Annotated in this window: 14 protein-coding genes and 2 pseudogenes; 9 read left to right on the top strand and 7 right to left on the bottom strand. The window is 74.7% G+C overall.

Features of this window, described 5'->3' with window-relative positions:
- Window positions 1-53: 53 nt before the first annotated feature.
- The 3 genes from ACFUEL_RS21150 to ACFUEL_RS21140 all read right to left on the bottom strand — a co-directional run bounded on the left by ACFUEL_RS21150 (window position 54) and on the right by ACFUEL_RS21140 (window position 3,307).
- Window positions 54-818 (bottom strand): ABC transporter permease, encoded by a 765-nt coding sequence (locus ACFUEL_RS21150; protein WP_380237979.1) that lies wholly within the window; start codon window positions 816-818, stop codon window positions 54-56.
- Between the two features lie 50 nt (window positions 819-868).
- Window positions 869-1,825, bottom strand: coding sequence for an ATP-binding cassette domain-containing protein (locus ACFUEL_RS21145; RefSeq protein WP_380237980.1), 957 nt, complete (start codon window positions 1,823-1,825; stop codon window positions 869-871).
- A 258-nt stretch (window positions 1,826-2,083) separates the two neighbouring features.
- Window positions 2,084-3,307, bottom strand: coding sequence for a glycosyltransferase (locus ACFUEL_RS21140; protein WP_380237978.1), 1,224 nt, complete (start codon window positions 3,305-3,307; stop codon window positions 2,084-2,086).
- Window positions 3,308-3,480: 173 nt separating this feature from the next.
- Between ACFUEL_RS21140 and ACFUEL_RS21135 the strand changes: the two genes are divergently transcribed.
- The 6 genes from ACFUEL_RS21135 to ACFUEL_RS21110 all read left to right on the top strand — a co-directional run bounded on the left by ACFUEL_RS21135 (window position 3,481) and on the right by ACFUEL_RS21110 (window position 9,129).
- Window positions 3,481-4,413: a 3-oxoacyl-[acyl-carrier-protein] synthase III C-terminal domain-containing protein gene (locus ACFUEL_RS21135; protein ID WP_380237977.1), complete on the top strand. Its 933-nt coding sequence runs from the start codon at window positions 3,481-3,483 to the stop codon at window positions 4,411-4,413.
- A gap of 171 nt (window positions 4,414-4,584) precedes the next feature.
- Window positions 4,585-4,905: an acyl carrier protein gene (locus ACFUEL_RS21130; RefSeq protein WP_380237975.1), complete on the top strand. Its 321-nt coding sequence runs from the start codon at window positions 4,585-4,587 to the stop codon at window positions 4,903-4,905.
- Window positions 4,906-4,910: 5 nt separating this feature from the next.
- Window positions 4,911-5,801, top strand: a complete 891-nt coding sequence (locus ACFUEL_RS21125; protein ID WP_380237974.1) for a hypothetical protein — start codon at window positions 4,911-4,913, stop codon at window positions 5,799-5,801.
- Entirely contained in the window at window positions 5,798-6,565 is a 768-nt protein-coding gene (locus ACFUEL_RS21120; protein ID WP_380237973.1) for a 4'-phosphopantetheinyl transferase family protein, read from the top strand. Before ACFUEL_RS21125 ends, ACFUEL_RS21120 begins: the two co-directional genes overlap by 4 nt.
- Window positions 6,566-6,578: 13 nt before the next feature.
- Window positions 6,579-7,460 (top strand): hypothetical protein, encoded by an 882-nt coding sequence (locus ACFUEL_RS21115; RefSeq protein WP_380237971.1) that lies wholly within the window; start codon window positions 6,579-6,581, stop codon window positions 7,458-7,460.
- A gap of 4 nt (window positions 7,461-7,464) precedes the next feature.
- On the top strand, window positions 7,465-9,129 hold the full coding sequence (locus tag ACFUEL_RS21110; RefSeq protein ID WP_380237970.1) for a condensation domain-containing protein: 1,665 nt from the start codon (window positions 7,465-7,467) through the stop codon (window positions 9,127-9,129).
- Between the two features lie 75 nt (window positions 9,130-9,204).
- Here the strand turns inward: ACFUEL_RS21110 and ACFUEL_RS21105 are convergent, their stop codons facing one another.
- Complete coding sequence (locus tag ACFUEL_RS21105) at window positions 9,205-9,672, bottom strand: hypothetical protein (RefSeq protein ID WP_380237969.1); 468 nt, start codon at window positions 9,670-9,672, stop codon at window positions 9,205-9,207.
- A 201-nt stretch (window positions 9,673-9,873) separates the two neighbouring features.
- Between ACFUEL_RS21105 and ACFUEL_RS21100 the strand changes: the two genes are divergently transcribed.
- Complete coding sequence (locus ACFUEL_RS21100; RefSeq protein WP_380237968.1) at window positions 9,874-10,923, top strand: cation diffusion facilitator family transporter; 1,050 nt, start codon at window positions 9,874-9,876, stop codon at window positions 10,921-10,923.
- A gap of 322 nt (window positions 10,924-11,245) precedes the next feature.
- A complete protein-coding gene (locus ACFUEL_RS21095) occupies window positions 11,246-12,196 on the top strand; it encodes a DUF5996 family protein (RefSeq protein ID WP_380237967.1) in 951 nt (316 codons plus the stop codon).
- 36 nt (window positions 12,197-12,232) lie between these two features.
- Here ACFUEL_RS21095 and ACFUEL_RS21090 read toward each other — a convergent pair.
- Both ACFUEL_RS21090 and ACFUEL_RS21085 read right to left on the bottom strand, forming a co-directional pair.
- A pseudogene (locus ACFUEL_RS21090) lies at window positions 12,233-12,565 on the bottom strand (transposase); the annotation flags it as partial.
- Window positions 12,520-12,717, bottom strand: coding sequence for a transposase (locus tag ACFUEL_RS21085; RefSeq protein ID WP_380237965.1), 198 nt, complete (start codon window positions 12,715-12,717; stop codon window positions 12,520-12,522). The gene ACFUEL_RS21085 and the pseudogene ACFUEL_RS21090, both read right to left, overlap by 46 nt.
- A gap of 31 nt (window positions 12,718-12,748) precedes the next feature.
- Between ACFUEL_RS21085 and ACFUEL_RS21080 the strand changes: the two are divergent.
- Window positions 12,749-12,919, top strand: a pseudogene (locus tag ACFUEL_RS21080) (IS5/IS1182 family transposase); the annotation flags it as partial.
- 156 nt (window positions 12,920-13,075) lie between these two features.
- Here ACFUEL_RS21080 and ACFUEL_RS21075 read toward each other — a convergent pair.
- Window positions 13,076-13,552 carry a macro domain-containing protein gene (locus tag ACFUEL_RS21075; protein ID WP_380237963.1) on the bottom strand — a complete coding sequence of 159 codons (477 nt, stop codon included), beginning with the start codon at window positions 13,550-13,552 and terminating at the stop codon, window positions 13,076-13,078.
- Between the last annotated feature and the right edge of the window lie 381 nt (window positions 13,553-13,933).

Here is a 13,933-nt window from a genome sequence, read left to right as displayed (position 1 = left end):
CGGCAGGAGTGCCGGGCCCCGCTCAGCCGTGCGCCCGACCGCGCGCCGCCGAGTCAGCGGATCCGCTGGGCGAACAGCCGGGCCGACCAGGCCACCGCGACGGCCGTCAGCAGGCCGGTCAGCAGCAGTCCGCGCCACACCTCGGGCGCGTCCAGGTGGCCGGCGAACAGGGCGCGCATGCCCTCCACCGCCCAGTAGCAGGGGTTCCAGGACGCGGCGGTGCGCAGCCAGACCGGGGCCAGCGCGATCGGCAGCAGGGTGCCGGAGAGCAGCGCCAGCGGCTGCGCGATGGTGTTGACCACCGGGCCGAGCGCGGCGTCGGTGGGCACCAGCAGGGCCAGGCCGTAGGAGACCGAGGACGCCATCAGCGCCATCAGCCCCAGCAGCGCCATCGCCAGCAGCAGGTCGGCCAGGCCCACCGTCAGGCCGAACGGGATCGCCAGCACGGCGATCAGCGCCGACTGGATCAGCAGCGCCGTGGTCTCCCGCAGCGCCCGGCCCAGCAGCAGGGCGACCCGGCTGACCGGCGTCACCCGGGAGCGCTCGATCACGCCCGCGTGCAGCTCGCCCAGCAGCGTGAAGCCGGTGAACAGGCCGCCCATCAGGGCCAGCGCGGACAGCAGGCCGGGCACGTAGATCCGGTAGGCGTCCGCGGTGCTGTGCGCGCCGGACGCGGCCAGCGCGGAGGTCAGCAGCGGGGCGAACAGCAGCAGGTAGCACAGGGGTTGGAGCAGTCCGACGGCGATCCATATGGGGGAGCGGGCCATCAGGAGCAGTTGGCGCTGGTAGACCAGCCAGGTGTCGCGGGCGAGCTTCACGGGGACCTCGGGGGCGTCAAGGGCTTCGGTGCCGAAGGGGGAGGGGGTGGTCAGCCGCTGTGGACCAGCGCGCGGCCGGTCAGGGCCAGGAACACGTCGTCCAGGCTGGGGCGTTGCAGCTGGACGTGCTCCGGTTCGATGCCGGAGGCGGCCAGGGTGCGCAGCAGCTGCGGGATCGCGGTGGCCGCGGAGTCCACGTGCAGGCGCAGCCCGTCCTCGCCGGGCAGTGCCTCCAGGCGCTGGACGCACGGGAGTTCGGCGAGGGCGCGCTCGGCCCCGGCGGTGGCCTCCGCGTCGGGCAGGCCGATGGTGACGGAGTCGCCGGAGATCTTCTGCTTGAGCTCCTCGGGGGTGCCCTCGGTGATGATGCCGCCGTTGTCGACGATGCCGATCCGGTCGCACAGGGCGTCGGCCTCGTCCAGGTAGTGGGTGGTCAGCAGCACCGTCATGCCCTGTTCGCGCAGGCGGCGCACCTCGGCCCACACCTGGGAGCGGCTGCGCGGGTCGAGGCCGACGGTCGGCTCGTCCAGGAACAGCACCCGGGGGCGGTGCACGACGCCCAGCGCCAGGTCGAGGCGGCGGCGCTGGCCGCCCGAGTACGTCTTGCAGACCCGGTCGCCGAACTCGGTCAGGTCGAAGGCGGCCAGGCCCTGTTCGGCGCGCCGGACGGCCTCGGCCTTGCGGACGCCGTACATCCGGGCCTGCAGGACCAGCTCCTCGCGGGCGGTGGCCTGGTCGGTGGTGCCGCCGCCCTGGGCGACGTAGCCGATCCGGCGGCGGACCTCGCCGGGCTCGGCGCGCAGGTCGGCGCCGGCCACGGTGGCGGCGCCGCCGTCGGGGGCGAGCAAGGTGGCGAGCATGCGCAGCGTGGTGGTCTTGCCTGCGCCGTTCGGGCCGAGGAGGCCGTAGATCTCGCCCTCCGCGACGTTCAGGTCGATGCCGCGCACCGCGTCGACGGCGGCGGCGCCGCGGCGGGGCTGGAAGGACTTGCGCAGCCCCTTGGTCACGATCAACCCGGACTCCTGTGGTCGGTGGGTGGGTGCGGATGGGTGCGGATGGATGCCGGACGGATGCCGGACGGGTGCCGGTGGTACCGGACGGCCGCTCGGCGGAGCGGCGGGGCGGGCGTTCGAAGGCGAGGTTCGAAGGCGGGGGTTCGAAAACGGGGGATCGGAGGCAGGGGATCGGAGGCGGGGGTTCGAGGACGGACCCTAGGGCCCGGCCCGGCCTCCCGGCAATGGTCTGGACCAGCTGGCGGGGCGGGTTCAGCGCGGTGTGCGCGCGAACCGCTCCAGCCGCTCGACCGCCGCCACCGCGCCGCCGCCGTCCCGGAGTTGGCGCCCCAGCAGTTCGGCGGCCGAGCGGTACCCGGGGTCGTCGAGGACGGCGCGCAGCGCCGAACGCAGTTGCTCGGGCCCGGCGGTGGCGAAGTCGACCCGGACGGCCGCGCCCAGCGCGGCCAGCCGCCCGGCGGTCACCGGCTGGTCGTGGCGGATCGGGGCGACCACCAACGGCCGCCCGTGGACGAGGGATTCACCGACGGTGTTCATCCCGCCGTGGCACAGTACGGCGTCCACCGCCCCGCGCTCAAGCAGTTCCAGCACCGGAACGCGCTCGCGGCCGATCGCCCCCGGCGGCAGCCGGACCTCCCCGGGGGCCGCCACCACCGCCTGCACGTCCGGGAGTCCGGCCAGCGCGGCGGCCGCCCGCTCGAGGAAGCCGCCCGCCACCCCGGCGGACAGCGTGCCCATGGTGACCAGCACCCGGCGCCGGCCCGGGGCCAACTCCGCCCAGGGGAACGGTTCCCCGGGCCGCCGGTCGAGCAGCGGCCCGACCAGCGCGTACTCGGCGGGGACGGCCCCCCGGTCCAGGCCGAGCAGTTCGGCGCAGCTCGGGGCCAGCACCAGGCCGGGGGAGAACCGCGGGTCGGCGTACTCGGCGGCCGGCAGCCCGGCCCGCTCCCACAGGCCGCGCAGCACCCCGTCCCGCCAGGCCGCCAACTCGCCGTCGCCGCCCAGCGGATCGCCGGTCTCCAGCGAGGACGGCGCGAAACCCGCCCACGGCACCCCCGCGCCGTGCGCGGCCAGCGCACCCGCCGGGCTGTGCTGGTCGGCCAGCACCACGTCCGGCCGCCACCGCTCGACCGCCCGCCGCACCGCCCCCAGGGTGAACCGGGTGTGCGGCACCACGAAGCCCTCCCACAGCGAACGCACCGCCGCCGCCCCGCCCGCCGCCTGCTCGCGGAACAGCCGGGCGCCGGTCGGGTGCACCAGCGCGTCCGGCCCGAGCAGCGGCCGCAGCGCCGCCTCCGGCCCCACCCAGGCCACCTCGTGCCCGCGCGCGGACCAGGCCGCGGCCAGCGCCCGGGCCGGCAGCAGGTGCCCGGCCAGCGGCGGCACCACGACCAGCAGGCGCAGCGGGGGAGCGGCGGGGGCGGCGGGGGCGGCGGGGACGGTTGCGGGCACGGCTCCGGGCACGGTTTCGGGCACGGGTGTCCTCCTCGGGAGGGTGGGTGTACGACGGATCGGGGCGGCACCGGCCGCGGGCCCGTACGGGTCGTGGACAGACGAGGGAGGAGTGGTACAGACCACAGGGGGAAATCGCGAAGGAAGCGTCGGCGATCCCTTGTGCGGGCCGGTGAGGCGACGGAATACTAGCCCGCGTGACCGCTCTGGAGGCAGTCGCCGTCCACCTGCCACCCCTCGCCGAACCGATCGAACTGGTCGGTGAGCGCCTGGGACTGACGGACCGTCAGGTCAAACTGTTCCGCCGCTTCCACGGCCTGGACCAGGTCGGGGTGGACCCCGACGGCGACCTGGCCGATCTGCTCACCGCCGCAGCGAAGGCCCTGGCCCCGCTGCGCGGAAACGAACACCGCGTGAAGTACGTGCTGCACGCGCGCAGCCTGCCGATCGCGGCGCCCTACCCGCACAACCCGCTGCACGACGCGCTCGGCCGTCTGGGGCTGACGCACGCCCGTGCCTTCACCATCACCCACCACGCCTGCGCCGGCTCCCTGCTGGCCCTGGACGTGGCCGGTCGGCTGCTGGCGGCAGATCCCGACCCCGGGGCGACGGCGCTGATCCTGGCGGGCGAGAAGACCTTCACCCGGGACGCCCGCATCGTCCCGGAGACCGCCCTCTTCGGCGAAGGGGCGGCGGCCTGCCTGGTGCGGGCCGGAGGCGAACGCGACCGCGTGCTGTCCTACGCGGTCGACCAGCGCGGCGAGTTCGACGGGCGGCTCGCCGAGGATCCGGAACTCATGCAGCGCTACCAGCGCAGCTACCCGGAGCTGATGGTGGCCGTGATGGAAGCCGCACTGGAGGAGGCCGGCGAGAGCTGGGACTCCGTCCGGCTGCTGCTCCCGCACAACGTCAACCGGGTCTCCTGGCAACGGATCTGCCGCGCGACCGGGTTCCCGCTCGAACGCGTGGTGCTGGACAACGTCCCGGCGGTGGGGCACAGCTTCGCCGCCGACATCCTGCTCAACCACCACACCGCCACCACCCGCGGCCTGCTCCGCCGCGGTGACCGCTACCTGGTCGCCGCGTCCGGGATCGGCGCGACCTTCGCCGCCATGGTGCTCCAGCACTGACGCCCACCGGCACCCGGCACGGCCCTGCGCCGCGCTCCGCTCCGTCGTGCCGTGCCGTGCCGTGCTGCGCCGTGCCGTGCTGCGCCGTGTCGTGCCGTGCCACGCCGCCTTCCAATCCACCCGCCCGCACCCCGGCCGCCGCCGGGGCGCCGGCCAGACCAGGGGATCGCCATGACCGACTCCGTCCTGTCCACCCTGCCCGAGAACGATGCCGACGCCGCCGCGGTCGACCCCGAGCTGCGCGGCCGCGCCCTCGACGGGATCCTGCTGCTGCTGCCCCGGGTGCTCAAGCGCGAACTGCCCGAAGTCGGCGAGAACGCCTGCCTGTTCGACGAGGTCGGCCTGACCTCCGCCGCCACCCTGGAACTCATCCTCGAACTGGAGGACCACCTCGACGTGCAGATCGACGTCGAGGGCATCGACCCGGAGGACCTCCGCTCGGTCGGCACCCTCGCGGGCTTCGTCGCCGGACACGTGATCGCCGAGGACTGACGACCGTGCGCGTCCGCGGACCGCTCCCCGCCACCACCCTGCCGCGCACCGCCTCCCCGCTGCGCCTGACCGCCGCCCACGCCCTCGACCTGCCCGGCCACTCCCCGCTCGCCGCCGACCCCGACCTGCGCACCTTCACCGCCGACCTGGCCCGCCCGTACGGGGTCGAGCTCGACGAGGACGCGCTGGCCGGAGCCCGCGGGCACTCCTACGACGCGCTGGCCGAACACGCCGTCCGTGCCCTGACCGACCCGGCCCGCCCGGTCGACCTGCTGGTCCTGGTGTACGCGCTGCCCGACGTCCGCCCCGGGCAGGCCGTCGCGCTGCGCCTCGCCGACTCCTGTCCGGGTGCACCGCTGTCCTTCGCGATCTGCGACGAGGGCGCCGGCGCCGCGTTCAGCGCCCTGCTGATCGCCGACGCCTACGCCCGCACCGCGGGCGCCCGGCGTGCCCTGCTGATCGCCGTCGAACAGGCCGACCTGCACCACCGCCCGCACCGCCCCGCCCGGCTCCCCGACCGGCACTCCGCCGCCGCCCTGCTCTGGGAGGCCGACGGCGGCGGCCGGCCGCTGCTCGGCACCGACAGCAGAACCGGTACGACCGAGGAGCAACTCGACGGCGCGCTCGAGGAGTTGTGCGCCCAGCTGCCCGAGGACGCGCTGCTGCTGCTCGGACCGGGCGCGGCCGGCGCCCGGACCCCCGACGGCCGGACCTCCGACGGCCGGCCGACCCGCACGGCCCGCCCCGGCACCCCGTACACCGGCGGCTGGGCCGCGCTCGCCGACGTCCTCGCCGACCCCCGGTACGCGGAGCGGCCGCTCGCGCTCGCCGACCGCGAACCGGAGACCGGCCGGATCGACCTCGCCCACTGGGCGGCCGCGGAGCCCGCCCGGTGACCGACGTCTGGCTGATCCGCACCGACCTCCGGCCGCCCTGGGCCCCCGCCCTGCTCGACCGGGAGGAACGCGCCCGCGCCGCCCGCCACCCCGAGGGCCCGCAGCGCCACCGCTTCGTCACCGCGCACGCCGTCGCCCGGCTGCTCACCGCCGAGGCCGCCGGCCTGCCGCCGGAACGGATCCGCTGGCGCCGCGGCCCGCACGGACGCCCCGAACCCGACGGCCTGCGAGGCGAGTTGAGCGTCAACCTGAGCACCGCCGGGCCCTGGGCGCTGTTCGCCGTGCACCACCGGGAGGAGGGGGACGACAGCATCGGCGTCGACCTGGAGCCCGTTCCCGCCGACCGGGCCGCCGCCCGGCTCGCCGCCCGCTACTACCCGCAGGACGAATCCGCCTGCGGGGCAGCGGAGTTCACCCTCCGCTGGACCCGCAAGGAGGCGTACACCAAGGCCCACGGCGGACGCCTCGCCGACGGGCTGCGCACCCACGCCGGACCGCCCGGCGGCCCGTACGACCCGTCCGGCCCGTACGACCTGCCCGACCTGCCCGACCTGCCCGGCCCGTCCGACCCGTCCGACCTGCCCGACCCGCACCGGATGCACGGCCCGCTCGGCCCGTGCACCGTCCACGACCTGCCCGCACCCCCCGGCTACCGGGCCGCCGTCGCCCGCACCGGCACCCGTCCGCTCCGGCCGCGCCTGCGCCGCTACCCGGACCCCACGCGACCCGCCGCACCGCCGTCCGCCGGCCCCGACCCTGACTGAGGCAACAGCGCCCATGAGCACCCGCCACCCCGACGACGCCACCCCGCTGCCCACCGCCGCGCCCGGCGTCCAACTCCAGCCCGCCGCCTACGAGAAGCTGCTCGGCGCGCTGCGCGACTCGATCGCCCGGCTGGCCGCCGACGAGCCCTTCGAACGGCTGGTCGTCCCGCCGGTGATCTCCCGCGCCACCATCGAACGCGCCGGATTCGCCGCCTCCTTCCCGCAGTTGCTCGGCACCGTGCACAGCTACACCGGCAGCGCCGCCGACTGGCGCCGGCTCTCCCCGCTGATCGCCGAGTCCGGCCCCTGGCACGCCCGGCAGGAGATCTCCGACCTGGTGCTGCTGCCCGCCGCCTGCTACCCGGTGTACGCCGGCCTGGCCGGCCGGGAGCTCGCCGAGCCCGTCCGCTACAGCGTCGAGGCGCAGTGCTTCCGGCAGGAGGCCACCGCCGAACCCGGGCGGCTGCGCAGCTTCCGGATGGCCGAACTCGTCACCGCGGGCACCGCCGGGCACTGCCAGCAGTGGCGCGAGCACTGGCTGCGGAAGGTCGCCGACTGGCTGGACGGCCTCGGCCTCAAGCCCGCGGTCGAACTCGCCGACGACCCGTTCTTCGGCGGCGGCCGCAAGCTCTACCAATCCGCCCAGCGCGCCCAGGAGTTGAAGTTCGAGCTGCGCGTCCCGGTGGCCGACGGGCTGGTCCAGGCGATCGCCTCCGCCAACATCCACAAGGACCACTTCGGCGAGGTCTTCGACTTCACCGCCGACGGCACGACCGGCCACACCGCCTGCACCGCCTTCGGCCTCGACCGGATCGCCCTCGCCCTGCTGCACACCCACGGCGCCCGCCCCGCCGACTGGCCCGAGCCCGTCGGCACCGCCCTGAAGGGGGACTGACGCCATGTCGGACGCGCGACCCACCGTGCTGCGCTACCGGGCCGAGGCGCCCGGGGCCGAAGGGCCGGTCACCCTCGGCCAGGACAACGTGCTCCGCTGCCTGCGCAACGAACAGCCCTCCCGGGAGCGGAACGAACCCTCCTCGCTGAACAAGCAGGCGACCTGGATCATCCCCGACGGCGCCGACCAGGACCGCTGCCTCGCCGCCCTGCGCACCCTCGCCGAACGGCACGCCGCCCTGCGCACGGTCTTCCCCGGGGCCGCCGACGGCCGACTCCCAACGACCCAACGCCAGCTCCAGGAAGGCGAGTTCACCGTCCAGGTGATCGCACTCGACCCGGACGAGGACGCCACCGCCCGCGCCGAGGCGTTCGGCTGGGACGAGCGCTGCCACCCGTTCGACCTCACCGCCGAGTTCCCGCTCCGGCTCGGCCTGCTCACCCGCGACGGCCGCCCCGCGCTGCTCGCCGTGGTCGTCAGCCACGCCCAACTCGACGGCGTGGCAACCGGCCTGCTGTTCAAGGAGTGGATGGCCCTGACCGCCGGCGCCGCCCTGCCGTCGGCCGCCGGGCCCACCCCGATCGAGGTCGCCGGCCAGGAGCGCTCCGCGAGCGGGCAGCGCCGCGGCCGCGCCGCCCTGCGCCACTGGGAGCGCATCCTGGCGGAGGAACCCTCCGCCGTCTTCGCCGACGACCGGGTCCGCTCCGGCGAGAACCTGCTGCACACCCTCGGCATCCGCACCCCGGCCGGCGCCGCCGCCCTGGAACGGGCCGTCCGGCGCACCGGAAGCTCCAAGTCCGCCGTCCTGACCGCCTGTTACGCCGCCCTCGCGGCCCACCGCGCGGCCCGCACCACCGTGGTGATGGCCGCGCTGTCCGCCAACCGCCACCGCGCCGTCCTCGCCGAACACATCGGCACCCTCGCCCAGGACGCCCTGCTCGTCCTGGACACCGACTGCCCCGACCTCGACACCCTGATCGGCCGCACCCAGGCCCAGGCGCTCTCCGGCTACTGGCACGCCACCTTCGAGACCGAGCGGCTCTGGCAGATCCTCGACGACTCCTCGCTCGGCCGCGGCGCCCGCTTCGTGCGGGACGTCGTGCTCAACGACGTCAGCGGCACCGTCCCCGAGGAGATCGCCGCGCTGCGCCCCGACCCCGCCGCCGACCCCGACCTCAGCTGGTACCCCACCGAACCGCTCCCCACCCGGCTGATGATCAACATCTGGCGGACCAGCGGCTGCCTGGAGATCAGCCTGCACGCCCACCCCGACGTCCTCGACCGCGAGGAGACCGAGCACTTCGCCCGCGCCCTGCTCCGCCTGATCGACCTCGCCGGACGGCGCAACGTCACCCTCGGCCCCGACGGCGAACTCGCCGCCCTCAGCCACCTGCCCGTCGGCCGCCGCGAGAAGGGCCGCTGGCAGCAGGTCGGCGGCAACTGGGTCGACCTGGACGCCCTCGCCGACCGGCTGCGCACCGTCCTGGACGTCAAGGACGTCGAAGTAACCTGGCAGAACGAGGAGTTGACGGCCGTAGTGGGCCAGGGCTGCACACTCGCCCCGGCCGAGGCGCACACCGCCGTGGTGGACGCGCTCTCCTGGCGCGACACCCTGATGGCGCCGCAGCGCTACGTCCTGCCGAACGGCACCGGCACCGGACGCGACTGAGCCCGCCCCGGGCACCGGACCACCCGGGCACCGGACCACCCGGCCCGGTGCCCGCCCGGCCCGGTGCCCGCCCGTTCATCCGTCGAGCCGGGACTCCAGCCTGCGCAGCCGGTCCCGCTGCCGACGGTCGAGGACGAACAGCGTCGGGATCCAGCACAGCAGGAACAGCAGGACGAGCGCCCCCACCAGCGGGCCGTGCCGCGCCCAGGAGGAGGCCGCCAGCCACAGTTCGGACCCGCAGATCACCACCCACATCCACCAGGCCCGCCGCCGCTGCTTCCGGTCGGCCCGGATCAGCGTGCGCAGCGCCGCCAGCTGCGCCGGGTCCTCGGGGATCCGCTCCTCCTTGACGGCGCGGTTCAGCTCCACCAGGTCGGAGGCGTCCCGCAGGCCCAGCCTCCTGGCCCGGCGGCGGTACGCCCAGTGGAAGAGCGGCAGGAACAACAGGGTGCAGAACACGCCCGAGACGATCGCGACCGGCCACGACCTGCTGTTCACCAGGTACGTGACGGCGCTCCAGGCCGCCCCGCTCAGCACCGCCACCGCCACCGCCCGCGGCCACGCCGACCGCGACCCGCCCGTTCGTCCGGCACCCGTTCGTCCGGCACCCGTTCGTCGTGCGTCCGTGTACGTCATGTCCGCCGGGTGCCCGCGCCGGAGTGTTCAACTCCCCTGCGGGCAAGGAAAAGTCCGCCCGCCCGGCCGGGACGGTTGCGCCACCGGGCCCGGGGCACACGGCGGGGCATGACGAAGGACGAAACGCGCGGCGCGCGGACGGCACGGACGGACGGCCCGGGGGACGACGGCGAGACCACGCGGACGGTGCTGGTCGCCCTGCTGGCCAACCTGCTGATCGCGCTGGCGAAGATCGCGGGCGGCCTGGTCGCCGCCTCACCCGCCCTGCTGTCGGAAGCGGCGCACTCGGTCGCCGACAGCCTCAACGAGGTGTTCCTGCTCGCCTCGCTGAGCCGCAGCCGCCGCCGGCCCGACGCCCGCCACCCCTTCGGCTACGGCAAGGAGCGGTTCTTCTGGTCGATGCTCGCCGCCGTCGGCATCTTCGTCACCGGCGGCTGCTTCTCCGCCTACCAGGGCCTGCACACCCTGCTGCACCCGGAGGCCGAGGAGACCGGCGGCTACCTGGTCGTCTACCTGGTGCTGCTGGTGTCGCTGCTTGCCGAGGGCGCCTCGCTGGCCCGGGCCGCGCTCCAGGTGCGCCGCCAGGCCCGGCGGGCCGGCCGCGGACTGGCGGCACAGCTGCGCCGCGGCGACGACCCCACGGTGCGGACGGTGTTCGCGGAGGACGCGGCCGCGGTGCTCGGCGTCCTGCTCGCCCTGGCCGGCGCCGGCCTGCACCAGTGGACCGGCCGGCCGCAGTGGGAGGCGGGCGCGGCCCTGGCCATCGCGGCGCTGCTGATGTACGTCGCCTACCGGCTCGGCCGTGACGCCAAGGACCGGCTGGTCGGCCGGGCCGTCGACCCGGCCGTCCAGCAGAAGGCGCTGGACGTGCTCACCGAACGGCCCGAGGTCGACACCGTGACCCGGCTGCTGACCATGCAACTCGGCCCCGGCTCCGCCCTGTTGGCCGCCCGGATCGACCTGGTCGACGGCCTGGACAGCAGCGGGGTCGAGGAGCTCTGCGTCGGGCTCAAGCAGCGGATCAGGACGACCTGCCCCGACATCGACCAGGTCTTCCTCGACATCACCGCGGCCGACGAGGACGAACGCCGCCGGGCCGCCGAACGCCGCCGCCGACTGCGCGAGACGGTGCGTCGACAGACGGCCGCCGGGAACTGAACCCCGCCCCGGCCGCCGGGAACCGAACCCCGCTCCGGGCCCGCACTGCACTCCGCGACATGGCCACCGCCCCGCACCGCACCGAGGACGAACGCAACGCCACCGCCGCCGAAGCGGTCGCCCTCGCCGCCGCCGCGCTGTCCCCGCCGCTGCGCTGCCCCTGCCGGCGCGCTGACCGACCCCGCGGGCGCGCTGACCGGCCCCGCCGCGGCACCCGGGCGGAGCAGCCGCGCCCCACCCTGGCGCGTCGCACCCGGAGCGGCGGACGGCGGCGGCGAGGATGGGCGGCGACCCCCGACCCCTCCCCACGCCGGAGCCCACCATGGAGCTGTTCCCGCCCCTGCCCCTGGAGTCCTGGCGGGACACCAAGGAGACGCTGCACCGCTTCGCCCAGGTCGTCGGCAAGATCCGGCTGGCCGGCAGCGCCCGCCGCAACCACTGGTGGAACGTCCCCTTCCACCTCACCGGGCGCGGCATCACCACCCGCCCCACCGGCCCGACCCGCGGCGGCGACGCCTTCACCATCGACTTCGACTTCACCGACCACCGCCTGTACGTCCGCACCCTCGACGGCGCCGAGGACTCCTTCCCGCTCGCCGGGCGCTCCGTCGGCGACTTCTACCGCGACACCCTGCGCGCCCTCGTCCACCTCGACATCGACGTCGTCCCCGAGCACCCCTACCCCTACGACCTGCCCGACGCGCACCGCCCGTTCGCCGACGACCACGAGCACCGCAGCTACGACCCGGCCGCCGTCACCACCTACTGGCACGTCCTGAGCCAGGTCGCCCTGCTGCTCGAGGAGTACGCCGCCGGGTACTCCGGCAAGACCAGCCCCGTGCACCACTTCTGGCACACCTTCGACCTCGCCGTCACCCGCTTCTCCGACCGCGAGGTCGACCAGCCCGCCGCCGACAGCGTCACCCGCGAGGCGTACTCCCGCGAAGTCATCAGCGCCGGCTTCTGGTTCGGCGACGACAACGTCCCCGCCCCCGCCTTCTACTCCTACACCGCCCCCGAACCGGCCGGCCTCGACGCCCGCCCGCTGCGCCCCGACGCCGCCCGCTGGACCCCCAACCGCGGCAGCCACCTCGCCCTGCTGACGTACGACGAGGCCCGCGCGGCCGCCGACCCCTGGCACACCGTCCTGGAGTTCCTGGAGTCCGCCTACCGCGCCGGAGCCGACCTGGCCGGCTGGGGCCGGACCCGCGAGTGCCCCGGCGGCATCACCGACAGCGAACTGCGCACCCCGCCCGGAGCCGGCGGCCGCTAGCCCGAACCGGCCGGACCCGGGAGTGGTCTTCAAAGGTCAGATCCAGCGCAGGATCGCGGCGATGGTGACGGTGGCCCGGTAGGACTCGCGGGTCCTGTCGTAGCGGGTGGCCGGGCCGCGCCACTGCTTGAGCCGGTTGAAGCAGCGCTCGACGACGTTGCGCAGACGGTAGGCCGCCCGGTCGAACACGGGCGGGCGTCCGCCGCGCCGGCCCCGGTTCAGCCGGCCCAGGACCTGGTCGGCGCGTTCGGGAGTGGTGCGGCGGATGCCGCGTCCGCGCAGGTAGGCGCGGATCCTGCGGGAGCTGTGGCCCTTGTCGGCGATCACGTGAGCGGGTCGGGTGCGCGGACGTCCCGGTCCGATGCGCGGGCCGAACCGGTCCGCAGCTTCCACACGATCCCGTTCAGCACCACCCGATCATCCGATCGGGGACGCCCTGTAGTCCCCGAACCCGGCAGAAACCGCGACAGCACAGCCCACTCGGCATCCGAAGGCTCATGACGACGAACCACGAACGACATGATCCCCCAACACTTGACCACCTTTGAAGACGACCCCTGGTCCGTCCGTGCGGCGGCCGGGGCGCCGAAGGAGATGACGGGACCGGACGCGAAGAAGAAGACGCCCGGCAGGAAGCGGGGACTGGCCGTCGATGTGCTGGGTCTGGTCATCGGTGTGGTGGTCCTGGCCGCGAGCGGGCATAACAACGAGGCCGGCATCGCCCCAGGGCGGTGTCGTTCCGAGGATCCGTCCGGCTTGATCACGTGATCCTGCGGCAACGCCCGCCGACCGTACGAATCGGTCGCCGCAGGGCCCGGACCGTCACGGGGGCTGGGCCACTGCGCGGTGTCAGGGAGCCTCGGGAACTGCCGGCCGCCGTCAGGCCGAGTCGTAGACCGTGACGGGCACTCCACGCAGGGTCAGTTGCTCCACGATGAGCGGCTCGACCAGTTCCCACCGGCCGCCCGCGAGTCCGCAACCGATCCGAGGCATGTGCACCGAGGCATGGAGTTGCAGCGCACGGTCGGCGACGGCGGCGAGGGCGCGGCCGATGGCTTCGTACCTGACGGGTGGGGTGCTGCTGGGGCGGTAGCCGTGCTGGCCGATCATGTTGGCGACGAGGAGGCCGTTCTCGACGGGCACGAACTGCACCGCGCCGAGCGCGAAACCGCTGGTGTCCCGATCGCGATACCAGGTCTTGTACGCGGTCCTGGTCTGCGGCCAGCGTCGGGCGAGCGGCAGCACGAAGCCCTTGCCCCAGCCACCCGCGTCGTTGCAGACGTGCGCAATGATCTTCGGGCCTTCGCCCTGTGGTGCGATGGCGTCGCCGACAACGTAGCTGATCTCCGGAGTCACGGCGCGACTCTAGCCAGTGGGTCCGACAAGCCACCACGAAATTACGGGTGTCCGCTCAGCAGGGCGGAGGCGCTCCGAAGACCGGCTCCCGAGTGGTCATGAGATTTCGAGTCCCTGCCTATCGCAACGGAAGACCGTGCCTGCCACCTCATCACCGCTGATTCCGTCCGGCCCGGGAGAGCTCGTCACCGCCTCACCGCCCGCTACGACAAGACCCGCGAGCCCTGCCGGGCCACCGCCACCATCGTCTCGATCCTGCTCTGGATCTGACCTCTGAAGACGACTCCTAGTAGTGCTTCGTTACGTTGGGTGATCTTGCCTGTTGGTGGGCATTCTTCAGGTGTGAAGCTGGGGGATGTGGAGCGGCTCCGTGGTGAGTTG

Source organism: Kitasatospora sp. NPDC057198 (assembly GCF_042670125.1).
Classification (GTDB): domain Bacteria; phylum Actinomycetota; class Actinomycetes; order Streptomycetales; family Streptomycetaceae; genus Kitasatospora.
The sequence above is the reverse complement of the archived record's forward strand: the minus strand, read 5'-3'. Positions and strand labels throughout refer to the sequence as shown.